Origin of the sequence: Parabacteroides faecalis (genome assembly GCF_022809355.1) — a bacterium.
In the GTDB taxonomy this organism is placed as follows: domain Bacteria; phylum Bacteroidota; class Bacteroidia; order Bacteroidales; family Tannerellaceae; genus Parabacteroides; species Parabacteroides faecalis.
Genome location: NZ_JAKZMM010000003.1, coordinates 36,965 through 62,595, shown reverse-complemented (window position 1 = coordinate 62,595; position 25,631 = coordinate 36,965). Strand labels below are relative to the sequence as shown.

Annotated in this window: 26 protein-coding genes and 1 pseudogene; 4 read left to right on the top strand and 23 right to left on the bottom strand. The window is 51.0% G+C overall.

Annotated elements, in window-relative coordinates; genetic code table 11:
• Position 1 precedes the first annotated feature (1 nt).
• The 17 genes from MUN53_RS01670 to MUN53_RS01590 form a co-directional block, all read right to left on the bottom strand.
• Positions 2 to 874: a toprim domain-containing protein gene (locus tag MUN53_RS01670; RefSeq protein WP_103004136.1), complete on the bottom strand. Its 873-nt coding sequence runs from the start codon at positions 872 to 874 to the stop codon at positions 2 to 4.
• A gap of 8 nt (positions 875 to 882) precedes the next feature.
• Positions 883 to 1,458 carry a conjugal transfer protein TraO gene (locus tag MUN53_RS01665; protein ID WP_103004137.1) on the bottom strand — a complete coding sequence of 192 codons (576 nt, stop codon included), beginning with the start codon at positions 1,456 to 1,458 and terminating at the stop codon, positions 883 to 885.
• A gap of 4 nt (positions 1,459 to 1,462) precedes the next feature.
• Positions 1,463 to 2,452: a conjugative transposon protein TraN gene (gene traN, locus MUN53_RS01660; protein ID WP_103004138.1), complete on the bottom strand. Its 990-nt coding sequence runs from the start codon at positions 2,450 to 2,452 to the stop codon at positions 1,463 to 1,465.
• 62 nt (positions 2,453 to 2,514) lie between these two features.
• On the bottom strand, positions 2,515 to 3,867 hold the full coding sequence (gene traM, locus MUN53_RS01655; protein WP_103004139.1) for a conjugative transposon protein TraM: 1,353 nt from the start codon (positions 3,865 to 3,867) through the stop codon (positions 2,515 to 2,517).
• Entirely contained in the window at positions 3,848 to 4,126 is a 279-nt protein-coding gene (locus MUN53_RS01650; RefSeq protein ID WP_103004168.1) for a TraL conjugative transposon family protein, read from the bottom strand. The genes traM and MUN53_RS01650 overlap by 20 nt, the downstream gene beginning before the upstream one ends.
• 5 nt (positions 4,127 to 4,131) lie before the next feature.
• Positions 4,132 to 4,755: a conjugative transposon protein TraK gene (traK, locus tag MUN53_RS01645; protein WP_021824925.1), complete on the bottom strand. Its 624-nt coding sequence runs from the start codon at positions 4,753 to 4,755 to the stop codon at positions 4,132 to 4,134.
• A 41-nt stretch (positions 4,756 to 4,796) separates the two neighbouring features.
• On the bottom strand, positions 4,797 to 5,801 hold the full coding sequence (gene traJ, locus MUN53_RS01640) for a conjugative transposon protein TraJ (protein WP_103004140.1): 1,005 nt from the start codon (positions 5,799 to 5,801) through the stop codon (positions 4,797 to 4,799).
• A gap of 3 nt (positions 5,802 to 5,804) precedes the next feature.
• On the bottom strand, positions 5,805 to 6,434 hold the full coding sequence (locus tag MUN53_RS01635) for a DUF4141 domain-containing protein (protein WP_103004141.1): 630 nt from the start codon (positions 6,432 to 6,434) through the stop codon (positions 5,805 to 5,807).
• Positions 6,435 to 6,440: 6 nt separating this feature from the next.
• Positions 6,441 to 6,794 (bottom strand): DUF3876 domain-containing protein, encoded by a 354-nt coding sequence (locus MUN53_RS01630; RefSeq protein ID WP_243323207.1) that lies wholly within the window; start codon positions 6,792 to 6,794, stop codon positions 6,441 to 6,443.
• 78 nt (positions 6,795 to 6,872) lie between these two features.
• Positions 6,873 to 9,380, bottom strand: a complete 2,508-nt coding sequence (locus tag MUN53_RS01625; RefSeq protein WP_103004142.1) for a TraG family conjugative transposon ATPase — start codon at positions 9,378 to 9,380, stop codon at positions 6,873 to 6,875.
• The gene (locus MUN53_RS01620; protein WP_021824845.1) at positions 9,377 to 9,709 is read right to left on the bottom strand and encodes a DUF4133 domain-containing protein; all 333 of its coding nucleotides are present in this window, start codon (positions 9,707 to 9,709) and stop codon (positions 9,377 to 9,379) included. The genes MUN53_RS01625 and MUN53_RS01620 overlap by 4 nt, the downstream gene beginning before the upstream one ends.
• Positions 9,710 to 9,720: 11 nt before the next feature.
• Entirely contained in the window at positions 9,721 to 10,032 is a 312-nt protein-coding gene (locus MUN53_RS01615) for a DUF4134 domain-containing protein (RefSeq protein ID WP_021825124.1), read from the bottom strand.
• A gap of 211 nt (positions 10,033 to 10,243) precedes the next feature.
• Positions 10,244 to 10,960 carry a conjugal transfer protein TraD gene (locus tag MUN53_RS01610; RefSeq protein ID WP_103004143.1) on the bottom strand — a complete coding sequence of 239 codons (717 nt, stop codon included), beginning with the start codon at positions 10,958 to 10,960 and terminating at the stop codon, positions 10,244 to 10,246.
• Positions 10,957 to 11,202: a DUF3408 domain-containing protein gene (locus tag MUN53_RS01605; protein ID WP_036906439.1), complete on the bottom strand. Its 246-nt coding sequence runs from the start codon at positions 11,200 to 11,202 to the stop codon at positions 10,957 to 10,959. The genes MUN53_RS01610 and MUN53_RS01605 overlap by 4 nt, the downstream gene beginning before the upstream one ends.
• A gap of 42 nt (positions 11,203 to 11,244) precedes the next feature.
• The gene (locus MUN53_RS01600; protein ID WP_243323150.1) at positions 11,245 to 11,739 is read right to left on the bottom strand and encodes a DUF3408 domain-containing protein; all 495 of its coding nucleotides are present in this window, start codon (positions 11,737 to 11,739) and stop codon (positions 11,245 to 11,247) included.
• A 31-nt stretch (positions 11,740 to 11,770) separates the two neighbouring features.
• Positions 11,771 to 12,178 carry a DUF3408 domain-containing protein gene (locus MUN53_RS18410; protein ID WP_103004144.1) on the bottom strand — a complete coding sequence of 136 codons (408 nt, stop codon included), beginning with the start codon at positions 12,176 to 12,178 and terminating at the stop codon, positions 11,771 to 11,773.
• Between the two features lie 2 nt (positions 12,179 to 12,180).
• On the bottom strand, positions 12,181 to 12,942 hold the full coding sequence (locus tag MUN53_RS01590) for a ParA family protein (protein WP_021825156.1): 762 nt from the start codon (positions 12,940 to 12,942) through the stop codon (positions 12,181 to 12,183).
• A gap of 63 nt (positions 12,943 to 13,005) precedes the next feature.
• Between MUN53_RS01590 and MUN53_RS01585 the strand changes: the two genes are divergently transcribed.
• From MUN53_RS01585 to mobC, 4 genes are all read left to right on the top strand, one after another.
• On the top strand, positions 13,006 to 13,242 hold the full coding sequence (locus tag MUN53_RS01585; RefSeq protein WP_243323148.1) for a hypothetical protein: 237 nt from the start codon (positions 13,006 to 13,008) through the stop codon (positions 13,240 to 13,242).
• A 399-nt stretch (positions 13,243 to 13,641) separates the two neighbouring features.
• Complete coding sequence (gene mobA / locus MUN53_RS01580) at positions 13,642 to 14,070, top strand: conjugal transfer protein MobA (protein ID WP_169757404.1); 429 nt, start codon at positions 13,642 to 13,644, stop codon at positions 14,068 to 14,070.
• Entirely contained in the window at positions 14,049 to 15,320 is a 1,272-nt protein-coding gene (mobB, locus tag MUN53_RS01575; RefSeq protein ID WP_103004145.1) for a conjugal transfer protein MobB, read from the top strand. Before mobA ends, mobB begins: the two co-directional genes overlap by 22 nt.
• A 36-nt stretch (positions 15,321 to 15,356) precedes the next feature.
• Positions 15,357 to 17,363 (top strand): conjugal transfer protein MobC, encoded by a 2,007-nt coding sequence (gene mobC / locus MUN53_RS01570; protein WP_103004146.1) that lies wholly within the window; start codon positions 15,357 to 15,359, stop codon positions 17,361 to 17,363.
• A 102-nt stretch (positions 17,364 to 17,465) separates the two neighbouring features.
• Here mobC and MUN53_RS01565 read toward each other — a convergent pair whose 3' ends face one another.
• The 6 genes and pseudogenes from MUN53_RS01565 to tet(Q) all read right to left on the bottom strand — a co-directional run bounded on the left by MUN53_RS01565 (position 17,466) and on the right by tet(Q) (position 25,156).
• Entirely contained in the window at positions 17,466 to 18,557 is a 1,092-nt protein-coding gene (locus tag MUN53_RS01565) for a HigA family addiction module antitoxin (protein ID WP_103004147.1), read from the bottom strand.
• Between the two features lie 9 nt (positions 18,558 to 18,566).
• Positions 18,567 to 18,905 carry a type II toxin-antitoxin system RelE/ParE family toxin gene (locus tag MUN53_RS01560; RefSeq protein WP_103004148.1) on the bottom strand — a complete coding sequence of 113 codons (339 nt, stop codon included), beginning with the start codon at positions 18,903 to 18,905 and terminating at the stop codon, positions 18,567 to 18,569.
• 133 nt (positions 18,906 to 19,038) lie between these two features.
• A complete protein-coding gene (locus MUN53_RS01555; RefSeq protein ID WP_103004149.1) occupies positions 19,039 to 19,662 on the bottom strand; it encodes an RteC domain-containing protein in 624 nt (207 codons plus the stop codon).
• A 248-nt stretch (positions 19,663 to 19,910) separates the two neighbouring features.
• Positions 19,911 to 20,923: pseudogene (locus MUN53_RS01550) on the bottom strand (sigma-54-dependent transcriptional regulator).
• The gene (locus tag MUN53_RS01545; protein WP_103004151.1) at positions 20,904 to 23,231 is read right to left on the bottom strand and encodes a hybrid sensor histidine kinase/response regulator; all 2,328 of its coding nucleotides are present in this window, start codon (positions 23,229 to 23,231) and stop codon (positions 20,904 to 20,906) included. Before MUN53_RS01545 ends, MUN53_RS01550 begins: the two are co-directional and overlap by 20 nt.
• Entirely contained in the window at positions 23,231 to 25,156 is a 1,926-nt protein-coding gene (gene tet(Q) / locus MUN53_RS01540) for a tetracycline resistance ribosomal protection protein Tet(Q) (protein ID WP_243323146.1), read from the bottom strand. Before tet(Q) ends, MUN53_RS01545 begins: the two co-directional genes overlap by 1 nt.
• Positions 25,157 to 25,631 lie beyond the last annotated feature (475 nt).

The following is a 25,631-nucleotide window of genomic DNA, read 5'->3' as shown; positions in this document are numbered from 1 at the left end:
GTCATTCTTTGTTTTGATGGTTACTGATTTTCTGTTTGGCCACAAGGTACTCGTTCAAGTCCTTGTAGCCCGAATAGAGTCCGGAATGATCTGTCATACGCTCCCCAAAATGCTTCCACAAGACTTCCACCGCCCTGCGTCCGGCATCGTCATGGTCGAGGTGACAGACTATCTCTTGGTAGTTCTCCAAGGCAGGGATTGCCTTGTCCACATTGGCTACGGAGTTCAGCACAAGGCTGTCCTCCTCATTCCCGATGCCCAGAGTCAGCGCAGAAAGCCAATCCATAAAGCCCTCGTAGAGGTGGCAGCGACTGCTTCCCTGTCTAAATGAAGAAAAGTCCTTTGGCGGTATGCAGCCCTTGAAGAAGCGGTTGCGTAGCTCAAATCCTCCGCAACGATTTCCGTAACCGATGGCAAAGTACCGCTTTCCGTAGAGCCGGAAATGGACTTCCTTGCAATGCCGTTGGGCAATCGCCGGAGCAATTCCACGCTCCTCCAAATACGAGAGTAATGCCCGATGACTTAACGGCCTTATCTCCATCTCCTCAAATACAGGCTTCTTTTCCACGGTCTTATGAGGACGAGGTTCTATCTGCGGAAGCGGAACGATGCCCGCTTCCGTGATGAATCTTGCCTGCTCCATGAAGTCGTTGCTGTGGACAAACTCGCCTGCCAGCGTGAAGATGTCACCACCCTTACCCAAACCGAAGTCATACCAGAGTTGCTTGTCCACGTTCACACGAAACGAGGGAGTGCGTTCCGTGCGGTAAGGTGCGGCATACCACCATTCATTTCCCCTTCTTCGGATAGGTTCATGCCCTAAACGTGTGAGGAAGTCCGCCAGCGGTATCTGCCTCAATGCGTCAATCTCCATACACAATATCAGTTAATGATGAACTTCACGCCCAAGCCGAACTGCGTATGGAAATGTCTCGTGGAGTTGCCCCATAGACACCGTTCACGGAGATTGGCGAGCAGGGCAACACGGTCGGCCACATAAAACTCCACATCGAGTGTCAGCGCACCGCCATAGATGAAGGAATCTTTATCGTGGAGCATCGCCCCGTCATGCAGCACCTTGTCGCCCCAGTTCACCGTCTCATAGCCTGCGAGAGCCGAAGCTCCGGTATAGACAAACACTGTTTTACGGGCATCGGAAAGTATCTTGAAATAATAACCACCCTCCGCCGTAAACTGCGCCACGGGTATCTTCTTCTCCTTGTAGGGCTGGTTCTTCAGCAGGTATTCGCCACCGAACACCCACTTGTTGCCCCCTTTGGTATAGGTGGAAAGAATTGCACCAAGACTGTACCCGCCATCGTTACCACCAAGTTTGAAGCCGTCCGCCATGTTCGCCTTCACCTCGATGCCCTGCATTTTCGGGAGGCATCGCTGGGCGTGCGCCTGCCCCGTGAACAGGGCAAGCGACGCGATAATCATAAAAAGACATTTCTTCATAGAGTCAGCGCACTTGAAGTTCGTTGATAGTATTGGCACGCACCAAATCCTCGTTCTCAATCACGAACGACTGGTGACGGCCACCGTTCTTCTCATTCAGTTCCACCACGAGGCACTTGTCGTCAGGTATGGTGAACTTCGCCATTGTGAACACGGTGCGCTCGCTCTTCTTGCCCGGCACGCAAGTGGCGTAGTTCTGCGCACGGAGCGGCAGGATAACCTGCTCCTGCACGGCGGTGCGCTTCACCACCTTTTTGTCCACAATCTTCCATGTCACATAGTCCACATCAAACGGCACGTTGCTCTGGTTCTTGATTTCCGTGTGGAAATACAGCAGTCCGTTGTGCGTATAGATTCCTTTCAGCAGGTACTGTATGCCGAAACGCTTGCAGCCGATGTGCTTCACCTCACGCTTGTTCTGCTTGTGGATGGACTTCATGATAAGTCGCACCAGCATCGGACTCTCGCTGCCCAGTTCCTTCAGGTAAATCTCCTGAGCATTGTTCGGACGGTTCACCGCCTCGCCGTCGTGGATGAAGTCGCACATCTCCACGTTGAGCAGCAGCGGCTCCTTGGCATACTTCACATTGAAGGTGTAGAAGCTGCCGTCCTCCGTGATGACGCTCATGTTCGTCTCGTTCTTGAAGTTCTTCACGGTTGCCTTCACACGGATCACGTTCTCCGCACCGTCCGCCTTGCCCGCTATCAGGTTGGGCGAGCCCAAATCCACATAGCGCACCTCTGCCGGGAAGATGATGTGTACGGTCTTGTCGTACGTCACCTCCAACCCGTGGGGCGGAATCATGCGGTCGAAGGTCAGCTTCTTCGTCAGCCCGTGATACAGGTCGCCGTCCGCCTCCTTCTGCGGATAGACCTCCTTGGTCAGGGTCGGCTGTCCGTCACTCACGTTACTTTCCTTCACGGTCTTGTTCTCCTGCGCATTGGCAGTTACGATGCCCATCGCGAGGGCAAAAATCATGATTGCTTTTCTCATTTCACTTTGGATTTTAGTGGTGAATAAAAATTGGATTGTTGTTACTTTATCTTTTATATTTCTCAGTCTCTGTCCTGATACAGCATCACCTTGTAGCCCGCCTTCAGATGCACCTTCACGGTACGCATCTTCTTGGCGATATACTGACTTGTGCCCTGTATCAGCCCCTTGCCGAGGTCGGAGGCCAACTGTGCCCCCGCATTGGTAGAGATGTTGATGCTGCTGCCAAGCGAACCACCCATGTTGGCGGCAACCTCCCGCACCGCATCCATCTCCATCGAGCCGGGGATGAAGATGCCCTGCTGCCCGTCCGTGTCATAGACCGAAAGCTCCACAGGCACGATGGTTCCCTCATGCTCTATCGAGGTGATTTCGATGTCGAGGCGTTCGCTCTGTACACGTGCCGCACCTACCACCACGGCATTTCGGGGAATAATCCGTTCCGCCACGGCCATCGGCTCCAGCAGGCGCAGCTTCACTGCCTGCCCGTCCGTCACGCTCTGCGCTCCATTGACGCACGCCGATATGGTGTTCTTGTCCGTCACCCCGACCTTGCCCACAGCAGTGTTGAAACCATAGTTCCGTTCCTGCGCATGGGCGGCGATGAACTCCTCGTTGCTCATTGGCTGTCCGAGAGAGGACACTACCTGCTTCGTTACCTGTTTCACAGGAGTGACGGTGTTCTTCCCGGCTTTGCTCACAGTGGCAGGCATTGCCTCCTGCTTGGGCTGTCCGCCATTCTGACCGCCCATGTACTTTGCCGCCAGTTCATAGGACTTTTCCATGAGTGCCACTTGGTCGTCCATATCGGAAGCCTTGCCTTTTCCGCTTTCAAGTTCCGATTCCAGCGAGGCAATGCGCTCCAGCAGCTCCTCCATCTCCGCATTTTCCTCCTTTGGCTGCTCATAGAAACTGCCAAGCGTGGTGTTCAAGTCACGGTAGGCAGTGGCAGACGAACGGATGCTTTGCGGCGCCAGGGGCTTGCTCTTTTCCGTGCTGTCATTATCGGTCAGACTGAAATCCGCAGAGGATTCGTTTCCAGCCACTTCACGGTCGAACATATCCCCCAGCTCCATCATCGAGCGGTTGCGGTTCTCCTTACGTTCCTCCATCGCTCCCTGCTCATAGGCCTTCGCCTTGTCGCCGATAATCTGCCTGTCGGCCTTGTCGGCATCCGGCATCTCCATGTTGTAGCCGTCCATGCCCGGCTCTTTCGTCCCCTCAGACGATGGGCCAAAAATCAGCCACATCGCACCGAGGAACACCAGCACCATGACAGGCAGCACAATCATCTTCTGCCGTCTCAGTCGTTCCGCCTCCGTCAGCGGTGTGCGCTCCTGCTTGGGCTTTTCCTTGCCTTTCTCCTTGTCGGGAGTCTTGTCCTTGTCTTGTACTTCAATCTTCGTCTGTTCCATACGCATTTACGTTTAATGGTTTGATATGTCCTGTTTCTATTGTGGGACTTTCGTCCCTTCCGATGTCATAGACGGCTTTGCCGAAAGTGTAGAGGGCAAGCACCGCAAAGACGGCGAGCATTCCCAATACGATGCGTCTCTTCGTCCGATGTGGCAGACTCTCCAGCCGGTCTTTCGCCGACTTCGTCATCTGCTTTCTTTTGTCGCGGAGACTCCAGAAGAGCCTCCACGCCGTTTTTCTGATTCTGTTTTCTTTCATACCCGTCATCGTTTGATTGTCTGTAAATCCTTGTTCTCAATGATGGTGAATCCCTCGATGGTGAATCCGTTGGGATTGTCGTCCGAACGTGATGCGTTCAGCAGGCGGCACGTCGTCACGAGGCTACGCTCCGTAATGTTGCTCTGCCGGATAATCTGCTGCCGTGCGTAGGTGGTGGCACGGTACGGATAGCCGTTGAAGTCGCACACCACACTGTCCACCTTCAGCACCTGGTTGATGTTGCCTGCGATGATGCGGTTGTAGTAACCCTTCTCCGCAAAGTCCGAGTAGTAGTTGTACACGCTGCGGTCGGCCAACAGCAGTGCCCGCTTCACGTTGTGCTCAATCGCGCTCTTCTCAGGCGAGAGCGTGAAGAACAGCTCATGGAAGCGGCGCACATGCTCCCTTGCCTCCGCCGGACGGTTCTGCGACAGGTCCTGCGAGAGGGCCAGCATCAGCGACTTCCCGTTGTCCAGCACATAAATCTTCTCCCGCTGTTTCTCCGCAAAGCGGTAGGAACTCCACACGCTCCACACCGTCACCACGGCACACAAGGCGAGGAACACCATGCTGAACAGGCGAATCTGCCTGAACGATGTCTCGATGTTCTTTAATGACTTGAATTCCATTTTCTTGTTTTCTCCATGTTTTGATGTTACACATACTTTCTTTATCTCAGCAGTTTCCCGACACGTCCGGCCACATTGCCAGCAGTAGCACCCGCCACGCTACCTGCGAATCCGCCAGCCTTGCCAGCCGTCTGGTTCACGTTGCGCCCGTAGTTGCCCATGCCTCCGGCCTGGATAATCCAGCCCGACACGGTGGGGATGGTGAAGTAGCCGATGATGCCGATGATCATGAACACGATATACACCCCGTCGCTTGAATCCAGCGAGAAGTTCGGGTCGGCCTGCATCCGCTCGATGTCGCTCAGTAGCATCAGCACCTGTATCTTGGCCAGTATGGTGCTGAACATGTCCGACACGGGCAGCCACAGATACACCTGCACATAGCGGCATATCCACTGCGTCAGCGTGCTCTGGAAACCGTCCCACACCGAGATGGCGAAGGCTATCGGCCCCAGTATCGACAGCACCACGAGGAAGAACGTCCTCAGCGTGTCTATCACGAGGGCAGCGGCCTGAAACAGCAGTTCCAGCAACTCGCGGAAGAAATCGCGCACGCCCTTTTTCATTTGGTACATGCTCCGCTCGATGTACATCCCCGTCATGGTGACAAGGTCTTCGGGCGACCAACCCAGTTCCTCCAGCTGCTTGTCGAACTCCTCGTTCGACACTAAGTAGGCCGTCTCGGGGTTGCGCTTCATCGCCTCGTATTCCAGCTTGTCCTTCTGCTCCCGGTACTCGTTCATGTCCAGTGTCTCCGCCTCCAGCATCTGGGCCGTGCCCTGCACAATCGGCGAGAGCACTCCGCTGAGCGTGCCCAGCACCACCGTGGGGAAGAACATGATGCACAGCCCTATGGCAAACGGACGGAGCATCGGGAACACATCTATCGGTTCGGCACGCGCCAGCGACTGCCATACCCGGTAGGCCACGTAGAAGAGTGCGCCCAGTCCGGCGATGCCTTTCGCCACGCCCGCCATGTCCTCGCACAGCGGCATCATCTCGTCGTAGAGCGACCGCAGTATCTGGTGAAGGTTCTCGAAGTCCATAGGCTACCAGTATCTTTCGTTGGCACTGCCGTAGAGCCCCATCACACGGTCGAGGTCGTTTTTCTTCTTCGCCCGCAGGTAGCTCACGCTGATGTTCTTGTTGGTGTAGTAGCTCACGAGGTTGCGGTACCGCTTCATCTTCTGGTAGCAGCCCTCCACCACGTCCATGCGGTCCTTGTCCGTCATGGAGAGCGTGGTGATGTTCACCACGTTCTTCAGCTCCGTCAGCACGTCGTTGCTCTCTTCCAGCAGTTTGGTGTAGCCGAAGGCGATGGCTGAGAGTTCCTCCACCGTGAAGTTCTCGTCGTGCATCATCTTTTGGAAACTGTTTACGTAGATGTCCGTGATGTCGCCCACCATCAGGATGGTCTGCTGCACCTTGCGGGCATCCTTGACGAGGTTGTTCACCGACTTCAGGGCATCGTAATACTTCTTGCCCTGCTCGTAGATTTTCACCGTCTCCTGAAAATTTTTGACCATGTGGGTCGCCGTTGTGGATGTGTGCGCCACATTCTTGGAGGTGTTCACGATGCTTTGCGCGATGTTGGACGGGTCGATGACCGTCCACTGTGCGCTTGCCTTGCCCGCCGTCAGCAGGCACAGGCAGATAAGGATTGTCATTCTTGCTTTCATTGCTCGCTATTGTTTGGTCGGTTCCTGTCTTACTCTTACATAGTCCCCATTGGGCGAGAAAGTCAGCACGTCCGTCTCCTCGTTGTAGGCCACGTCGATGCGGAATCCCGTATTCATGAAGAGGTTGCCGTTCTCAATCTGCAGGAGATAGGTCTGCGGTTTCAACTCGCGACCCAGCCCCTTGCGCTTGAACACCGTCACCTTGTATGCCTTTCCTTCTTTATAGATGAGCACGTCGGGCTTACCCTCCACGCTCTCCCAGTTGCCGCAGAGGGCGGGACGGTCGTCCCTCGCCGCCTCACTGCATGACTGCATGGCCATACCCGCCATTCCCAGCACGATGCCGCAAAGGAGCAGCATCTGCCTACTTGTTGTCTTCAATCTTCTTCCCATGTTCTGAATCATTGTTGAATGTGATAAAATTGGTTGTGATAAACGTTATGTCTTGCTTGTCCTTCTTTTCTCTGCCAGTTGCCGGATGGCGGCTTCGATGTCGCCGGCCAGTTGCTCTGTCAGCCGATAGACCTCCACCTTCTCCGTTTCCTCGGTGGTGTAGGCAAGGTATTCCTCCGCGCTCACCTCGGTGGCATAGACCGCCGACTGCGTGCCGCCCAGCCCGATCCACACCTCCTTGTAGAGCCGTGACGGGTGGTTGGCCATGTTGATGGAGAGAATCTGCGACTTCTCCTTCTCAGTCAGTCCGAGCAATGCCTGTATCTGGTCGAACTTGTTCATGTACTTCCGTTGGTCGAGCAGTATCTTGCAGTCGGAGTTGTTGATGATGCTCTCCTTCACCACGGGTGAGGAGATGATGTCGTCCACCTCCTGTGTCACCACGATAGCCTCGCCGTAATACTTGCGCACGGTCTTGTACATGTATCTCAGGTATTCCGCCATGTTCGCCGAAGAGAGAGCCTTCCATGCCTCCTCCACAATCAGTTGCTTGCGCACGCCCTTCAATCGGCGCATCTTGTTGATGAAGGCTTCCATGATGATGATGGTCACCACGGGGAACAACTCACGGTTCTCCTTGATGCTGTCAATCTCGAAGACGATGAACCGCTTGCCGAGCAGGTCGATGTTCTCCGTGGAGTTGAGCAGGAAGTCGTAGCGACCGCCCCGGTAATACTGCCGCATGGTGGTGAGCATGTTGTCGATGTTGAAGTCGGACTTCTCCACCTTTATCTCCCGCTCCGCCAGCTCGCGGCGGTAGTCGTCGCGCATGTACTCGTAGAAGGTGTTGAACGAGGGAGTGATGCTCCGGTCTGCCCTGATGCGCTCGATGTAGGCGTTCACCGCACTGCCCAGCTCGCCGCTCTCCGTCTTCGTCACCTTGTCGTCCTCCGACTTCCAGAGCGTCAGCAGCAGCGTCTTGATGCTGTCCTTCTTCTCCACGTCGAACACATAATCATCTGTATAGAACGGGTTGAACGAGATAGGCTTCTCCTCCGTGTAGGTGAAATATACGCCATCCTCACCATGGGTCTTGCGCCGGATCATCTCGCACAGCCCCTGATAGGAATTTCCCGTATCCACCAGCACCACGTGCGTGCCCTGCTCGTAGTACTGGCGCACGAGGTGGTTCATGAAGAACGACTTGCCGCTGCCCGACGGACCCAGCACGAACTTGTTGCGGTTGGTGGTGACGCCCCGCTTCATGGGCAGGTCGCTGATGTCGAGGTGCAGGGGCTTGCCCGTGAGCCTGTCCACCATCTTGATGCCGAAGGGCGAGAGCGAGCTGCGGTAGTTGGTCTCCTCCGTGAAGAGGCACACGGCCTGTTCGGTGAAGGTGTAGAACGACTCCTCCGCAGGGAAGTCCGCCGCATTGCCGGGCATCGCCGCCCAGTAGAGCGTGGGGCAGTCGATGGTGTTGTGACGCGGCATGCACTCCATGCTTGCCAGCTGACTGCCCACGTCGTTCTTGATGTGGCGCAGCTCTTCCGCATCGTCGCTCCATGCCATGACGTTGAAATGCGCCCTCACCGAGGTCAGTCCGTAGGAGTGCGCCTCGTTCAGGTATTGCTCTATCCACTCACGGTTGATGCTGTTGCTTCTACTGTATCGGGAGAGCGACTGCATGTTACGGGCGGACTTCTCGAACTTCTGCAGGTTCTCCTCGCTATTGTCGAGAATCACATACTGGTTGTAGATGTGGTTGCAGGGCAGCAGCAGTCCCACGGGACTGGCAAAGGAGAGACGGCAGTCAGAGCGGTCGGTGGAGAGTTTCTCGTACCTGACATCGGTGGATACCTTGCCGGGCAGGTCTTCCGCATCGGAGAGGGTGTGCAGGCACAGGCGGTTGTCGCCGATGCGCATCTCCCTTGCCGAGAGGTCGATGTCCTGCAAGGTGCGGTCGCCTTCGGGCATGAGGGAGAAATAACGCTCTATGAGTCCGGCCTTGTCCTCCGTACCGACAATCTCATCGGTTGTGAGACGGCGCAGCCTGATGAAGCCGCTGTCGTTCATGATGCGGGCGAACTGTTCCGTAGCCTCCATGAATTTCTCCGCTGTCTCCCTGTCCAGTTCCTTGGGGATGATATGCCCACGGCACAGCGTGCTGAAGTTGCTCTGTATACGGTTGCGCTCCTTCGTGGTCTTCGTAAGGAAGAGGTAGCAGGTGTGCTTCAGGTAGGGACGCTCGTTGAAGTGACGCTCAAACGAGCGGCTCAGGAAACTCATGTCGTCCTTGTGAAGTTCCGGCTGATAGCGTTCCTTGATGAACCAGTCCTGCTTGTGGACGATGGAATAGTCGGGCAGCACCTTGATGGCCTTGCACCAGCAGCCGTGTATGGCCTCGTATTCCGCACCCGTCACAGTGTAGAGTTCCGGCAGCTCCACCTCGTAGGCGACCGTGAGGTCGGCATCCTTTGAGACGATACAGCCGTGCTCCACCGCCAGCAGGGGAAACTTGTTTTCCAGTGTTGTCATTTTGGATATGTTCCTCATTCTTGTTCCGTTTTCTGTTTGTTCTTGAATAATCGGGTTATCCGCCGTCGGTTGATAAGGTATCGGGGGTGGCTGCGTGCCGCTCCCAGCTTCATCAGTCCGTGCTCGCCGTACCGGGCGTTCAGTGCGAAGGTCTGCCATACGAGGATGGACGACGACACCGCACCGAAGCCGATACATATCCACTGGCCGATGCCGACCATGTAGAGGATGACGAAGAGGATGAAGAGAGCCAGCAACCCACCTGCGAAGATGAACAGGTATTGAGCCTTCAGACCTTTGAACTCAACCGGACGGCCGATGCCCTTGTTGATGGGGTATTCAGCCATACATTATTATATTATAGGAAGAACGAGCGCAGAATGGTGGCTGCCACGATGAGGAAGATGCACGCTCCAAACCAGCTTGCGGCGGTCTTGGAGGTGTCGGGGTCGCCCGACGAGAACTTGCCATAGACCTTCACGCCGCCGATGAGTCCGACCACTGCGCCGATGGCGTAGATGAGTTTCGTGCCTGGGTCGAAATACGAGGTGACCATGGAGGTGGCTTCGTTGATGCCTGCCAGTCCGTTGCCCTGTGCGAATGCTGTTGCGCTTGCAGCGATGAGGAGTGCTGCCGAGAGGATTGTTCTGATACTGTTGTTCTTGTTCATATTGATGTTCTATTTTGTGCCCTCAAAGGGTGGATAGTCCTTGTCGGGCGGGTTGATAATGATTTACTTTATTCGGATATAGTGGTGTCGCCCTTTTGTTTCCACGGACTTAGGCTGTCCGTTTGCGGTCTGGATGTACCTTGTACCGCTCTGCCGCTTTGTTGTTGCATTACTTTCTATTCATTCTTTTTTTCGTTGCAATGGTTATACGTTATACATAGTCCCGGATGTTGAAGTCCTCCAGTTTGTCGGGGATGACGAAATCTTTCTTCGGCTTCTTCAGGCGAATTTCCATCAGTCCCTTGATGCGGATACTTACTTCCGTACTTCCGGCCATTAGTTTCTCATAGAGTTCCGTGTCCTCCAGTTCTGCGAAGACCTCCCTCGCTTTCTGCTGTTCCTTGCCCGACGGGTTCTTCTTGGTGGCTATGTGGACAGCCTCACGAATCTCGTCAAAGCTGAAACCAGAGGCTCGCGGACGTTCGCTTTCTTCTTCCGGCTCATCATCCGAATAACCCAGCTCGTCCGGTGAAAGGCTCTTGAAAGCCTTGTCGAGTTTCTCGTCCGGGATGCGAGCGGAGTCCGTTTCTTGCTCGCTGTCTTTGTTTTCGCTTTCAAAAGTAATGTCGTTTTCCGACATCTCCACACCTTTTTCGGAAGTGGAATCCTTTGGCACAGGGGTGGCAGCGGTTGGCCTCGGAGACTGCATTCTGAACTTGCTTTTCCCGATAATCTCATTGTCGGAAACTGGAGATTGGGACATCGTTGGCCTTTCCTCCGCCGTTTCATGAAGCGACTTCCATACATCGGCAATGCCTCTCAGGAGTCTTGCCGCCTTGGTGTCGGCTATGCGGTCTGCAAGAAGCAGCAGGATAAACCAGACATTGCAGACAATGGACACGGAAAGCAGGATATAGGTGATGCTCATAATCTTGCCTTCAATGCTTCGTTCAATACTTCGTTGAAGGTTGTCCCGTGCATGCGGAAGTGGTCTTCCAGCACATTGTGGAGATAATCCGCTATGGTAATCTCACCTCGACAGCCGAGATTAGCCATCAGACTTATTTTCTGATGAAATTCCTCGCAGATGTAAACTTGCTTGCCGTCTCTTGCTTTGATGCCAGCCTTCTTAATGAACTTGTTGAAAATGCTTCTGAGATTCTTCTTCATTGTCTTGTAAATTTAGATGTGAATAATTTGATTGCCCCGATTTTATGCTTTAGATGCGATACACTGCACTTCATTGATCTCGCAGAGTTTGCTCTGCAATACGTTTTTCACGTAATCGTCCACGGTACATTTGCCGTCTCCCATGACTTGGATGATATTCTCTATCACGGCATAAGTTGTCGGACTGATAGGAATAGGACGGGTATTCGCCTCGCGGAGCTGGTACTTCAATATGCTTTCCACAAAGGCGTCCACAGTGCAGCCGTCTGTCTCCATACCATGAATCAGACCCTCTATCATGTCATAGGTCGCTGCGCTGATAGATATAGACCGGGATTCCTTACCACTGAGACCATGCTTCAGCACGTTCTCCACAAAATCGTCCACGGTACAGCTGCCGTCTCCCATGACTTGGATGATTTGCTCTATCTTGGCATAAGTCTTCGGACTGATGGCCACTGGCATGGCATTCTTCTTGTTGATGCCATTGCTCTTCAAAAACACGCTACGGTAATTGCTCACTTGATTCTTCTTCATTGTCTTGAAATTTTTGATGTTAATACTGTTGTTAAATCAAATTGTCTCTTTGTTTCTTGTACAGTTCGTTGATGCGGTCCTTGTGCTGTTGCAGGTGGAACCGCAGGACGGTGTCGATGTATCCGCCCACTGTCGTGTCCTCCGGGGCGATGCTGTTGACTATCTTCAGGATGACGCTGTGGACATCCCTGCTGATATACACGCACTGCCGGGTCTTGATTTCGTTGCGACCGAGATATAGCCCGATATAGTCATCGTCCTGCTGTTTCTTTTTGCCGCCCGCATCGCGCCTCGTTGGAGCGTAGGACTTTTCTTTCTGTCCTTGCACGGACTGTTCTTGTACGGGAAGAGGCATCTGTTCCTCGCTTCTTTTCTTTCCGATGGAGGCAATCAACAGTTCCTCGTCAATGCCTTCCGTATTCACTTTTCTGCTTGCCATAATTACGGGTTGTTTATGATGTTACTGATTTCCTCTGCAAATTCCTTGATGCCGCTCCCCTTCAGCAGGGCGGAGTCCATCGGGAAGATGGTGGAACGGAACACGCCCTTCCGTTCTTCCGAAAGGTCACGGCGGTATTTCTTGCTGTCGGGCAGTCGTGTGGATAAGACTGAAAGCCCCATCTCCGCCATCACGTCCTCATAGACCTCATACAGCCCGTTCTTCTCCCTGCCGTCAACCATCGTCCAGAACAGGTGGAAGGCTTTTGTCTTCGCCCTGCCTGTCGTCATCAGGTTGTCCTTGAACATGGTGGCGAACTGGAGCGTGCTCTCCACCACGAAACGGTCTGCACTGACTGGGGCGAAGATGTAGTCCATCTGCGAGAGCGTCTTGACCACGCCATTCGCCTTCAGCGTGCCGGGCATGTCGAAGAACACCACATCGGGCTTCACCTCCTCGTTTGCCAGCAGTTTCTCCGCATCGTCCAAGGCGTTCACCGCATCGCTCTCCACTATCGGATAGGCATGCTTCTTGATTTTGCGGAAATGGTCGCAGGCCAGTGCCTTGAAGTAGAGGCTTTCCTCTATCAGTTTCAACTCGCGCTCACGCAAACCGTGAATGCTGTGCTGCGGGGCATCGCAGTCCACCACCGCCACATTCAGCCCCATCACATTGTGAAGGTAACTTGCGGCAAGGGCAGTGACGGTGGATTTGCCGATGCCTCCCTTCTGTGTCGCAAAGGCGACGAAGATTTCTTTACTCATGTCTTCTCGTTTTTTGAATGATTACTTACTCGTTTTATTGTCTCTCTATGGGATTGCATCCCGGTGTCTTCATTTATGCGGATGATTGGCTTGTCGCTTCAACGGCTTTCCCCTTATCCGGTTCTTCGCCTGTTTGAATCCCCACTGAATGACGGCATGAAGTCATTGCATCATTACGTATGCGCTTCATCGTATCTGTGGATTGCCGGACCTTTGAAAATCCGCTTTTCTACTTATCCGTCAAACCGGTTACGCATGGATTTGAACAGTCGGTTTTCTGAGTCCGCAAATCATCCGTGAACTGAATCACGATGCAAAAGTATAGGCATTTTTTCATATCCGTATCACTTTCAGAATGAGTGGCAGCGAGTGGCACAGGATGGTAGCGGTTGGCACCGCAAAAACGCTGATTCAGAGGCGGAAATAGCAGTAATTTTGCACCCAAGCGACAGGGCTTGCCCTTGGAACACTGCCACCAGGGTTATCAGGCAACACACCAATCCGTCCGAAGGCGGATTTTTATTGGCATTAGCCAATAGCAAGATGTCTTTTCAGTTACTCAAAAGGATTTGAGTTACCCGAAAAGCTCTTGCCCCACTGGCGGGGGACGGGCTCTTCCTCCGAAGTCGGGAAGCCTGATGAAAACCGATGCTTGGAGTTGGGAAAGGGGTCTTGACGTGAAACCACTAAATCCAATCAATGATGCAGAAAGAGAAAAGAAGGACGGGGCGATGCCCCAAGTTGGACACGAAGACGCACTGCGTGATGGTGCGTTTCGACGACGGCGAGTGGAACAGGTTCCTCGCCATGTACGAGAGATCGGGTGTCTATGCCAAGGCGGTGTTCCTGAAGGAGCAGTTCTTCGGCAGGACATTCAGGGTCGTTACGGTGGACAAGGGCTTGGTGGACTACTACACCAAGCTGTCGGATTTCCATGCGCAGTTCCGTGCCATCGGCACGAACTACAACCAAGTCGTGAAGGAACTGCGGTCGCATTTCTCCGAGAAGAAGGCTATGGCGTTGCTCTACAAATTGGAGAAATGCACGGAGGAACTGGCGGCGTTGAGCCACAGGATTGTGGAACTCTCAAAAGAAATGGAGGCGAAATGGTCACCAAAATCAGTTTAGGAAAGTCGCTCTACGGTGCGCTCGCCTACAACGGTGAGAAGATCAACAAGGAGCAGGGACGGCTGTTGGCCACCAACCGCATCTTCAACGACGGGAGCGGCACGGTGGATATTGCCAAGGCGATGGAGGGCTTTCTCGCCTTCATGCCCGCCACGGTGCGCACGGAGAAGCCTGTGCTGCACATCTCCATCAATCCGCATCCCGACGATGTGCTGACGGACACGGAACTGCAGGAGATAGCACGGGAATACCTCGACCGTCTGGGCTACGGCAACCAGCCTTATATGGTCTATAAGCATGAGGACATCGACCGCCACCACCTGCACATCGTCACCATCAACGTGGACGAGAGCGGAAGGCGGCTCAACCAGGACTTCCTTTTCCGCAGGAGCGAGCGCATACGCAAGGATTTGGAACGGAAGTATGGGCTTCATTCAGCAGAACGGCGAGGCGAGCGCATAGAGCGTCCGCTGTGCAAGGTGGACGTTGCGGCAGGCGACATTAAGAAGCAGGTGGGGAACATCGTGAAGGCGGTGAACAGGCAGTACCGCTTCCAGTCGCTGGGCGAATACCGTGCGCTGCTGTCGCTGTACAATGTGACGGTGGAGGAAGCGCGGGGCATCGTGCGTGGACGGGAATACCACGGGCTGGTGTTCTCCGCAACGGATGATGCGGGCAACAAGACGGGCAATCCGTTCAAGTCCTCGCTCTTCGGCAAGTCCGCCGGATATGATGCGCTGCAAAACAAGTTTGCACGCTCCAAGAAAGAGATAAAGGACAGGAAACTCGCTGAAATGACAAAGCGCACCGTATTGGCGGCTTTGGAGGCAACGCACCACCAAGACCGCTTCATAGCCCTGCTCAGGGAAAGAGGCATCGACACGGTGCTGCGCCATACGGAGGACGGGCGCATCTACGGTGCCACCTTCATCGACCACCGCACGGGCTGTGTGCTCAACGGCTCACGCATGGGCAGGGAACTTTCAGCCAATGCCTTGCAGGAACACTTCACGCTGCCATACGCCAACGAGGAGCCAATAACGATGACTGTACCTGCGGAAGAGAGTGTGCCTACTGAAGATAGAAATGCAGTCAGGCCAAAGGCAGAAGAATACACCGACGACTTCCACATCTCAGGTGCAGGGCTTTTCTCGCCCGACGGCTCGACCATCGATCCCGAAGAAGAGGCGTTTATCCGTGCCATGCAGCGGAAGAAGAAAAAGAAGAAGCGTAAGGGACTGGGAATGTAACATCGTATTTTTTATTCACTTCAAAACAAAGGAACAATGTCACAAGAAGACGATTTGAGGGCACTGGCGAAAATCATGGATTTTCTGCGTGCCGTGAGTATTATACTGGTAGTGATGAACGTGTATTGGTACTGCTACAGTGCCATACGGCTGTGGGGAGTGGACATCGGTGTGGTGGACAGGATTCTGATGAACTTCAACCGCACGGCGGGGCTGTTCCATTCCATCCTCTACACAAAGCTGTTCGCCGTACTCCTGCTTGCCCTTTCCTGCCTCGGCACAAAGGGCGTGAAGGGCGAGAAAATCACTTGGAGCAGGATTTGGACGGCACTGGCCATAGGCAGTGTGCTGTTCTTCCTCAACTGGTGGATATTGGCACTGACACTGCCCACGGAGGCGGTGGCTGGACTGTATATCGCCACCATCGGCACGGGCTACGTCTGCCTGCTGATGAGCGGGCTGTGGATGAGCCGTCTGCTGAAACACAATCTGATGGAGGATGTGTTCAACACCGAGAACGAGAGTTTCATGCAGGAGACAAGGCTGCTGGAGAACGACTATTCCGTGAACCTGCCCACACGCTTCTACTACCGCAAGCGGTGGAACAGAGGCTGGATCAACGTGGTCAATCCCTTCCGTGCCTCCATCGTACTGGGCACGCCGGGCAGCGGCAAGTCGTATGCCGTGGTGAACAACTTCATCAAGCAGCAGATAGAGAAGGGGTATTCGATGTATGTGTACGACTTCAAGTTTCCCGACCTCTCCATGATTGCCTACAACCATCTTTTGAACCACCCGGAGGGTTACAAAGTAAAACCGCAGTTCTACGTCATCAACTTCGACGACCCTCGCCGCAGCCACCGCTGCAACCCCATCCATCCGGACTTCATGACCGATATTTCGGATGCCTACGAGAGTGCCTACACCATCATGCTCAACCTCAACCGCACGTGGGTGCAGAAGCAGGGCGACTTCTTCGTGGAATCGCCCATCATCCTCTTCGCTGCCATCATCTGGTTCCTGCGCATCTACGAGGGCGGCAGGTATTGCACTTTTCCCCATGCCATCGAACTGCTCAACCGCCGCTACGAGGATGTGTTTCCCATTCTGACGAGCTATCCCGAACTGGAGAACTACCTTTCCCCCTTCATGGACGCTTGGCAGGGAGGAGCGATGGAACAGTTGCAGGGACAGATTGCCAGTGCGAAGATTCCGCTCTCTCGCATGATTTCGCCACAGCTCTACTGGGTGATGTCGGACAGCGAGTTTACGCTCGACATCAACAACCCCGAAGAGCCGAAGATTCTCTGCGTGGGCAACAACCCCGACCGCCAGAACATCTACGGGGCGGCCCTCGGCCTCTACAACTCCCGCATCGTGAAACTCATCAACAAGAAGGGGATGCTGAAATCGTCGGTCATCATCGACGAGCTGCCCACCATCTATTTCAAGGGACTGGACAACCTCATCGCCACGGCACGAAGCAACAAGGTGGCGGTGTGTCTGGGATTTCAGGACTTCTCGCAGCTGGTGCGCGACTATGGCGACAAGGAGGCGAAGGTGGTGATGAACACCGTAGGCAACATCTTCTCCGGGCAGGTGGTGGGCGAGACGGCCAAGACGCTTTCGGAGCGTTTCGGTAAGGTGTTGCAGAAGCGGCAGTCCATCTCCATCAACCGTCAGGACGTTTCCACCTCCATCAACACGCAGATGGATTCACTCATCCCGCCCAGCAAGATTTCCGGCCTCACGCAGGGCATGTTCGTGGGTGCTGTCTCCGACAACTTCGACGAGCGCATCGAGCAGAAGATTTTCCATGCGGAGATTGTGGTGGACAATGCGAAGGTCGCCGCCGAGACGAAAGCCTACAAGCCCATTCCCGTCATCACGGACTTCACGGACGAGCACGGCAACGACTGCATGAAGGAGAAGGTGCAGGAAAACTACAACCGCATCAAGGACGAGGTGAAGCAGATTGTGAAGGACGAACTGGAGCGCATTGCCAGCGATGAAAGCCTGAAGCATCTGCTGCAGAACAAGTAAGAAAAAGGCGGTAGTGGACAATGATTCCGCTACCGCCTAAAATGAAGAACGCCCTCCAAGTATGCTGCCTTGCGGCTCGCCTGGAGGGCTTATTATATCGTGCTAATTGAAAAGCTCTATCTTTTCTATCAGAGTTGAATGTGCGGTAAATGGAATTACCTTCTTGTGCTGCAATCTTCCGACAATGATTGCGGGATGTACATTGAACTTTTCTGCATAATATCGAATCGTATCAGCAGAAAAATCTCCCTGCCTGATTATCTCGTTTTCCTCTGCCTGAGACAGTAAGGTGCGTGAAGAGAAAGCATCGGCCTCTTCCTCCTTTTCCTTCTGTTTGTCCGCATATTCAATGTCTTCCAAGAATATGTCTTTCTTGCCATGTAGCAGGATGTGTCCCAATTCGTGGAAGAATGTGAACCAGAATATGTCGTTTCTCTTATGTCTTCCCGTCATCTGAATGCAGGGCGCATCATTGATCCATCTTGTGGAGCCGTTGATGGGAGCCTTGGGCAGACAAGGTGTATAAACCAGCTTGACGCCCACCTTGGCACACAGTTCCTGCAATGCCACGGCAAAATCAGCAGGATGCTCAGCACAGAGGCTTTTCATGGCAGGGATAGCTTCACGCAGTGCCTTCTCGGAAAACTCGCAGACTTCCGTTTCTGCTGCCTGCACTTCTCCCTGACGCAGCCATGCGGATATGGCGTGCGGCTCTTTGGTGTTATTGAGGGATATACGGAATGCCACTTTCAACTGTTGGTTCAGGTAGTAGTCTTCCCATGCCCTTTCCGTGCTGACCTGAAAGAACGAGAGCAATGCCTTGACTTTCTCCTCAACCGTCTTTACCATGGGAATCCAGCCCAGTTCCATCATTTTTGCCAAGGGGAACGAACATGCCCATTCGTATGCCAGGGCCAGTTGCTCTTCTCTTTTCTGTCGAGCAACATACTCATCATACCCGCGCTGTATGTTCAGCCAGAAATGTGCGGGAATCTTTGTGACACTCTCGAACGCCACAGCCATATCAGAGGTCACACTACTCTTGCCGCCAATGACGGCAAAGATGGTCTTCTCCGGTTTTGAAGTGCGCACAGCAAACTCCTTTACGCTCATCCCCATCTCTTTCAGTTTGTCTGAAAGGGTGATACCGGGATGAAACTCCACCGGCGGAACGAATTTCTTTAAAGTTGCCATAATACTATACTATTTACCGTGATAATTCACTATTTCTACAATTTCTACTCCTTTTATCTCTATCCAGACATACTTGCCGTTTTCGTCGGTCGGAATAGGGTCTTCATGAGGCTCAAATATCAGCCGATACGGCTGGTCGAGGTCACAAGCCCATTGTCCTTTCCTGTTTTCGCTCAGTTCATGATAGCGTCCTGGCAGGTAACGCACATCTTCCAAGGTGTCGGCTCGATAGAGATCTCGAAGACGCTTCTGGAACAATTCAGCTCTTGTCTGACCAAGTTCCTTTAAGCATTTTCGTGGGTCAGATGCTATCTTCTCCAGTTTCTTGCTCTGAAAGAATATATCCATTGGCTGTCTATATTTGACTTACATATTCTATTATACTTTTCTGCTGCAAAGTTACAACTTTATTTTCAAATAACAGATAGTGTTATTCAAAAATAGGTGATAATTTATGCTTTTTTGGCTAAATCACATCCTTTTACCGCCTCATCCGCTCCAATTCCTCATCCCGTCGAATCTTCTCATTGAGTTTCTTCTGCATCTTGTCGATGAAATAGGTGCGGCTGGGATTCTTGCGCAGTTTGATGGCGGAGTAGTAGCGGTAACACTCCTTGGTGTCGAGTCCGAAGAACTCGTAGAGGGCAGGGGCGAGCACCTTCAAGGGAGTCTCGCCGTTGTCTATACAGCCCATCTCGCTCAGCCCGTAAACCAGCTCCACAAGGTCGAGGGTGTTGCCCGTCCATTGCAGGGACTTCTGTGTTTTGCTTTTTGCTGTGGGGATAACGGTGGGATGGATGTTGGATGTGAGTGGTGGCACTTGGGGAGCTGCAAGGAACTTCTGCATCTTGCGCACAAAGGCAAGGGCTTTGCGTACATATAAGTCGGTCATGCTTTTTCCGGCAGCTGTATACAGCGTGTTATGATACTGCAATTCGTTCTCGGTATATGCCAGTGTAATGGCAGCTTGGTTGCGGTCAGCACATTCATGGCATAACGATATGACTGAGCTTATGAAACCACCGTATGCGGTCTTCAGACAGCCGCTGTCGGCTTCGTTAATCATGGCGAAAAATTCTGTTTCCGCCAATATGAGGTAGTTCATGTTCTTTTTCCATTTGAGGGTTTATAGTTGCTTGTCGTTGTGCGCACACTGATATACAATGCAAAATGCGCTCCCTCAAATAGGAAATCGTGAAGCTAGATATGTTTTACACTGATTTATAGCGACATAAACAGCGAAAATATTTTTAGACTGATTTTTCTGAAGGACAAAATGTGTTCACAATCTGAACACGTGTACATTTTCTGAACACGGTTATTGTTCAGAAAATGTACACACATAAGGCTTGTTCATTCTTTTGCGTCGTCAATTCCGTATTCTTCGATTTTGTTGTACAGCGTTGTCCTGCCAATGCCCAATAGTATCGCCGCCAGCTTTTTGTTCCCGTCAGTTTGTTTCAGAGCCCGCAGTATGCGGTCTTTCTCTTCTTCATCACTCTTTAGCGTAAAACCGATGGATGAAGCTGTTTGTTCATTGTCAAGTTCCAGACTATTCTCCGTTATGATATCGCCTTCTGTGTGCAGTACGGCTGACAGAATCTTCTGTTTCAGCTCACGTACATTGCCCGGCCACGGATAGGCGAGCAAGGTTTTACAGGCGGATGTGCTGAAGCCTTGTATGTTCCGTTCCAGTTCCTGATTGGCTATTTCGCGGAAAAACTCAGCCAACGGGATTATGTCCTCCGGACAATCGCGCAGAGGAGGTACTGTTATCACATATTCCTGCAAACGATATAGCAAATCCGGTCTGAAGCGTTTCTCGGCAACGGCTTTATGCAAGTCCTCGTTGGTTGCAGCAACTATACGCACGTTGGCTGCCTTGTCCTCTTTGGCCCCTATCGGTCGGTAACGTCGTTCCTGTATGGCACGGAGCAACATCTGCTGCATCTCCGGCGTCAGGTTACCGACTTCGTCAAGGAATAACGTTCCGCCTTCGGCTTCTTGGAAATACCCGGTTTTATTGGTATTAGCGGTAGCAGTTTGTCTTCCAGCAGAGGTTTCTGTATATAATCTTTTGACCCGAGTTTCATACTCTCTACTGCCGAACCGACTTCACCGTAGTTTGTCATTACGATGAACGGATGACGCATTTCATTTTTGCGCATCCATCTTAACAGTTCTATACTGTCACCCTCGGGTAAACGCAGGTCGGCAAGCACGATGTCATCATCCCCAATCTTGGTCAACAACTTCTTGGCTGTATTGAGATGGTATGCCTGCTCGGTCTTGAAGCCGCCTTTTTTCAGAAGGTTGCAGACATATTCGTTATAGACGGTATTGTCCTCAATCACATAGATTTTCATTGAGCTTCCTCCTTTCGTTTTTGGCGACATTGATGATCATATTACCTTTCTCCAATATGGATGATACCGCACGTTGCAACTCCGCTTCCGAACATTCATTTTCCCGATGCAACAATTCGTATAGTTCCCACAGCGGTTTATCAGCATGAATTACAGCCCAAGAGCTGCGCAGGCGGTGTATCCATTCGCCCAAAGCCATGCGGTCGCCTCTTGCTCCGGCATTCCTTACGTCCTGCACGTCCTTCTCAGTTTCGGTTATCAGGCGGTCAAGCATTGCCGCCTTGTCACCGTAAGCAAGAAGGGAGGCCAGATCAGGTATTTCCTCTTTGCTGGTGTTGGCTGAAAGGCATTTTTCCGATGCCTCAATCAGTTCTGACAGTGAGAATGGTTTGAACAGGCAGGCTGTAAAACCTTGCGCTGTCAGTTCCTCAGCTTCGCAACTGCCGGATGCAGTTGCCACAATGACGGGTATCTCTTTTGAGTTGCCGACGCTTGATGAACGCATCAGTTCCAATACCTCAAAGCCGTTCATCTCCGGCATCTTCAAATCCACGATTGCTAAATCATAATGCCGTGTGCGCAACGCCTCCATCATATCACCGACATTGCTGAAGGTGTCGCAATGCACTCCGACACTGGCATACATCTCTTTTACCATGCCCAGCACTATCTCGTTGTCATCAAGTGCGACAACCGAATACGTCTTTTCAAGGCGTTGTTCTGACCGTAATTCCGGCTTTTCGGCAATGGCATCCGCAACCAACATAGGTATTCGTACTGTAAAACGGCTACCTTTCCCTTTCTCGCTTTCAACCCGTATTGTTCCGCCAAGCATATCAACAATCCGTTTCACGATACTTAAACCCAGACCGAATCCGTCTTGTGTGGCTGCATTGGACAGGCGTTCAAATGGATCGAATATCCGTTGTTGCTCTTCTTTGTTCATCCCGCTGCCGGTGTCTTCCACGCTTAACACAAGGTAGCCTTCTGTATGGCAAAGACGGAATGATACGCTTCCGGATTGTGTAAACTTGACAGCATTGGACAACAGGTTGTTGCCGATATGAATGACACGTTCTTTATCACCTGCCAAAATAACGTCCGAATCACATTCGATTGTCAGTTTAAGGTCTTTCTTCTCTGCTTGTGGAAGGAATTCCGCATTAAGCATCTCGGACACGCTTTGCAGGCGAAACGGAGATACTTTTGGTTGCTCCTTCCCGTTTTCCAGCCTGAAAAATTCAAGCAACGAGTTCAGCATGGTTGTCATATGCCGGGATGCCTGTAACATATTCACTGAATAACGACCGGCACATTCTGCATCGTTTTCATGTATAAGCTCTGCGTAGCCGTTTATCGCTGTCAATGGTGTGCGCAGCTCATGGGTAATGGTATGCACGGCTTTCTTACGGGAAGCTATCAGTTCCTCATTTGCACGGACAGACTGTTGCAATCGCCCTATCAGTTCTTCCGTTTCCTTTTCATAACGGTTGATTCTTCTGTTATTGCGGTGTATTATGATGTAGGATATGAGCAGCAATACCAAGGCAATGGCGGTCATGCTCCCGACAAGCATATACGAGTTCTCCCGCATGGTCATTATCTCGGCCTCACGATTTTGCAGGTCTTGATATACTTTTGTGTCCATATGGGAGATAAGTTCTTGTAACCGGTAATTCAATTCTCCGTTGCGGGCGGCAAGGCTGTCGGCGTGTTCCGACAGGCGGCGGCTTTGTGTACGCTGTTGTGCTATTGCATCGCGGTGGAGCGTATAGAGCATAGTCGTGGCTGTTGTCTGCTTCGGCTTTTCTTTTTTGCCGAAAATGCCAAGAAATCCCTTGCGTTTTGGCTTGACAGGCTGCTCCTGCGCACTCTTTTTTGCAATGACCGGAACCTGTCCGGCAATCTTCTTGTTAATGGAATCTTGCTTTTCAAGAACTTGCACGATTTTCCGCATCTGCACTTCTTTATCTTCCAGTAGAAAGCGCAGACTGTCTATCCGTTCAGACGGGTAGGTCTTCTTAAAACCGCACAATATGCTGTCCATCACCATACGTTGGGAGTGGTAGTTCTCCAAATCATTGGCATCCCATTCCAATATGGTTTCCCCAAGCAGAGAAAACTCTATCATTTGAATATTGATATTGTTTATTTCTTTTCGGAGCTCGTCTATTTTTTTATTGCCAAGTTCTAATGCTTCTATCTCCTGCCATTCATAGAGGCTATTATATGCCATACATCCGATAAGAATGGAGATAAGTATATATCCCAACCGTATTGCCTTATAGAAATTTCCTGACCGCTCCATTATTTTAATGACATTGATTTTTGGAACATGAATAAAAGTTTATCTTTTTCGTTCATGCGGATATTATCAGAATAACCGTCTTTTGTTATTTGATACCCACATGGCTTAACCATAAAAATGCCTAAGCCCTTAGTGTACGAACTTACTTCTGAGGCATAGTCTTTACTTGTATTTAATGGAACTTTCCCTTTAATATGACACCACTCATTATTACAACTGATGTCTTCAATCTCAGACATCAGTTTTTGCAAATCTGTAATAGCTTTGGAACTCGCTACTTGGGGTATCTGCAACTCAAAACAGAGCATCGGTTCGAGAATGTCCACACCTGACTGTTGCAAAGCCAGCCTGAAGACATAAGGGGTCAGCTGTCTGAAATCAGCAGGTGTACTTACCGGGCTATAATACTCGGCTTGAGTAAAAGTTACTTTCAGATCTGTCACTTCCCATCCATGTAAACCAGATTGGCAAGACATACGAATCCCTTCAAAAACGGCATTTTGAAAAGAATGGTTCAGATAACCATAGGAGATGTCACTTTCGATTTGCAACCCTGTCCCTAACGGCAAGGGTTCAAGCGTCAGCCCTATTGTGGCCCAGTAAGGGTTGGGTGGTACTTCGATCTGAATAATCTTATTGACCTTTTTTATAGGTCGTTCTTTGTAGATAGTCTTGATCTCATCAAAATGGACCTTTACGGAAAATCGTTCTTCCAGCAATGTCTGTATGATTTCCTTTTGGGTCAAACCATATAACGAGATTTCCAATTCATCACTATATGAGTTTATGGAAAAGGACAAAGACGGGTCTTCAATCCACAATGTATTCAGAGCGGATATCACCTTGCTTCTCTCTTCGGGCTTATTTGGCCGGACGGAGGATTTGAGAGCGGGATGCTGATGAGATAATCCTTGAATCAAACAAGGTTTAGCACCTAAATAATCTCCGATTCGAAAATCTTCTATATCTTCTACAATCGCGATATCATTGGCACCCACTTCATCAACATTTATCTCTCTGCCCTGATAAATAGTCTTTAGATTTTTAATCTTGATGAATTTTTCCGAATCGTTGATTCTTACAACGTCTCGAAGTCTCAGACTTCCGTCAATTATTTTAAGAAAACTTCTTTTATGCCCTTTGGGGTCATGCTCTATCTTATAGAGATAAGCTGAAAGTCTGTTTGAGACTGATGCCGGAGGAAGTATAAAAGAAGAAATGGCGTCCAACAACTCATTGATACCGATATTGAACATTGCTGATCCATGTAGCACCGGATAGACTTTGGCTTTTGCCACAAGAGCGATTATCGTATTCCAATAATCAGCCGGTGAAATTTCGCTATCCGCCAAATATCGTTCTAATATATCGTCGTCATGGTTGCATACAAATTCTTTGTATTCTTCCTTTATATATGTTTGGGAGCAAACCGGATAAACCGATCCATCGACAACAGTTTGCATAAACAGGACATCTTGCGACAGATTTGTTTTTATATCCATATACAAACGCTCCAAATTCACACCGGCACGGTCAATCTTATTGATAAATATAATTGTCGGGATTTGCAGCTTTTGTAAAGTACTGAACAGCAACTTTGTCTGCGCTTGTATGCCTTCCTTTGCGGATAAGATGAGGACTGCTCCATCAAGCATTTTGAATGTCCGCTCCACTTCCGCAATAAAATCCATGTGTCCCGGAGTGTCAATGATATTGCATTTCACTCCATTCCAGATAATAGATGTCGTAGAAGCCCGGACAGTAATTCCTCTACGTTTCTCTATATCCATAGAGTCCGTTATGGTGTCACCATTATCCACACGGCCGCACTTTTCCGTTGCTCCACTGGCAAACAGCAGATTCTCGGTTACGGAAGTTTTTCCTGCATCAATGTGAGCAAGAATTCCTAAATTTATAATATTCATTTGGATTAAGCAATAATATACTACAGTAGATGCATTGTCGAAACGCACCTTTTAATACCTCCTCGTAGCATATGAGAACTACAGGATTACTAACTCGTATTAATATGTATATTATTACTGCCGCATAACGATTACAAAATTACACAAAAAAATATATCTAACAAAAGTGGGAGGATTTTTTAACTTTTTACCATAGACATTTTATTAGGGAAGCGTAGGTTCAACTGGCAAGTACAAATAAGTAGAAATGTTTGAACAACACCGTTTTAGGAAGTTGAAAAATCAAGTTTCTCTCTCGGTATAGCGTTTATTTTGGCCAATATCTTCTTTAGTTTAGCATTTGTGTATTTCCCATTCGTGTTCTATTTAGCTCCTTATTATGAGTATGTAGCAAGTTACTTATCAAATTCAGCCTCTTTGAGGGTCAAATATGGTTTTGCAAATGGTGACTGACAAGACATAAACAAGGTCAGCA

What these genes read in the sequence shown, in the direction of transcription:
- MUN53_RS01670 (WP_103004136.1), bottom strand. Translation starts at nt 874, where the DNA reads ATGGAGATTGACGCATTGAGGCAGATACCGCTGGCGGACTTCCTCACA.
- MUN53_RS01665 (WP_103004137.1), bottom strand. Translation starts at nt 1,458, where the DNA reads ATGAAGAAATGTCTTTTTATGATTATCGCGTCGCTTGCCCTGTTCACG.
- traN (WP_103004138.1), bottom strand. Translation starts at nt 2,452, where the DNA reads ATGAGAAAAGCAATCATGATTTTTGCCCTCGCGATGGGCATCGTAACT.
- traM (WP_103004139.1), bottom strand. Translation starts at nt 3,867, where the DNA reads ATGGAACAGACGAAGATTGAAGTACAAGACAAGGACAAGACTCCCGAC.
- MUN53_RS01650 (WP_103004168.1), bottom strand. Translation starts at nt 4,126, where the DNA reads ATGAAAGAAAACAGAATCAGAAAAACGGCGTGGAGGCTCTTCTGGAGT.
- traK (WP_021824925.1), bottom strand. Translation starts at nt 4,755, where the DNA reads ATGGAATTCAAGTCATTAAAGAACATCGAGACATCGTTCAGGCAGATT.
- traJ (WP_103004140.1), bottom strand. Translation starts at nt 5,801, where the DNA reads ATGGACTTCGAGAACCTTCACCAGATACTGCGGTCGCTCTACGACGAG.
- MUN53_RS01635 (WP_103004141.1), bottom strand. Translation starts at nt 6,434, where the DNA reads ATGAAAGCAAGAATGACAATCCTTATCTGCCTGTGCCTGCTGACGGCG.
- MUN53_RS01630 (WP_243323207.1), bottom strand. Translation starts at nt 6,794, where the DNA reads ATGCTGCTCCTTTGCGGCATCGTGCTGGGAATGGCGGGTATGGCCATG.
- MUN53_RS01625 (WP_103004142.1), bottom strand. Translation starts at nt 9,380, where the DNA reads ATGAGGAACATATCCAAAATGACAACACTGGAAAACAAGTTTCCCCTG.
- MUN53_RS01620 (WP_021824845.1), bottom strand. Translation starts at nt 9,709, where the DNA reads ATGGCTGAATACCCCATCAACAAGGGCATCGGCCGTCCGGTTGAGTTC.
- MUN53_RS01615 (WP_021825124.1), bottom strand. Translation starts at nt 10,032, where the DNA reads ATGAACAAGAACAACAGTATCAGAACAATCCTCTCGGCAGCACTCCTC.
- MUN53_RS01610 (WP_103004143.1), bottom strand. Translation starts at nt 10,960, where the DNA reads ATGAGCATCACCTATATCCTGCTTTCCGTGTCCATTGTCTGCAATGTC.
- MUN53_RS01605 (WP_036906439.1), bottom strand. Translation starts at nt 11,202, where the DNA reads ATGAAGAAGAATCTCAGAAGCATTTTCAACAAGTTCATTAAGAAGGCT.
- MUN53_RS01600 (WP_243323150.1), bottom strand. Translation starts at nt 11,739, where the DNA reads ATGAAGAAGAATCAAGTGAGCAATTACCGTAGCGTGTTTTTGAAGAGC.
- MUN53_RS18410 (WP_103004144.1), bottom strand. Translation starts at nt 12,178, where the DNA reads ATGGCAAGCAGAAAAGTGAATACGGAAGGCATTGACGAGGAACTGTTG.
- MUN53_RS01590 (WP_021825156.1), bottom strand. Translation starts at nt 12,942, where the DNA reads ATGAGTAAAGAAATCTTCGTCGCCTTTGCGACACAGAAGGGAGGCATC.
- mobA (WP_169757404.1), top strand. Translation starts at nt 13,642, where the DNA reads ATGATGCAGAAAGAGAAAAGAAGGACGGGGCGATGCCCCAAGTTGGAC.
- mobB (WP_103004145.1), top strand. Translation starts at nt 14,049, where the DNA reads ATGGTCACCAAAATCAGTTTAGGAAAGTCGCTCTACGGTGCGCTCGCC.
- mobC (WP_103004146.1), top strand. Translation starts at nt 15,357, where the DNA reads ATGTCACAAGAAGACGATTTGAGGGCACTGGCGAAAATCATGGATTTT.
- MUN53_RS01565 (WP_103004147.1), bottom strand. Translation starts at nt 18,557, where the DNA reads ATGGCAACTTTAAAGAAATTCGTTCCGCCGGTGGAGTTTCATCCCGGT.
- MUN53_RS01560 (WP_103004148.1), bottom strand. Translation starts at nt 18,905, where the DNA reads ATGGATATATTCTTTCAGAGCAAGAAACTGGAGAAGATAGCATCTGAC.
- MUN53_RS01555 (WP_103004149.1), bottom strand. Translation starts at nt 19,662, where the DNA reads ATGAACTACCTCATATTGGCGGAAACAGAATTTTTCGCCATGATTAAC.
- MUN53_RS01545 (WP_103004151.1), bottom strand. Translation starts at nt 23,231, where the DNA reads ATGGAGCGGTCAGGAAATTTCTATAAGGCAATACGGTTGGGATATATA.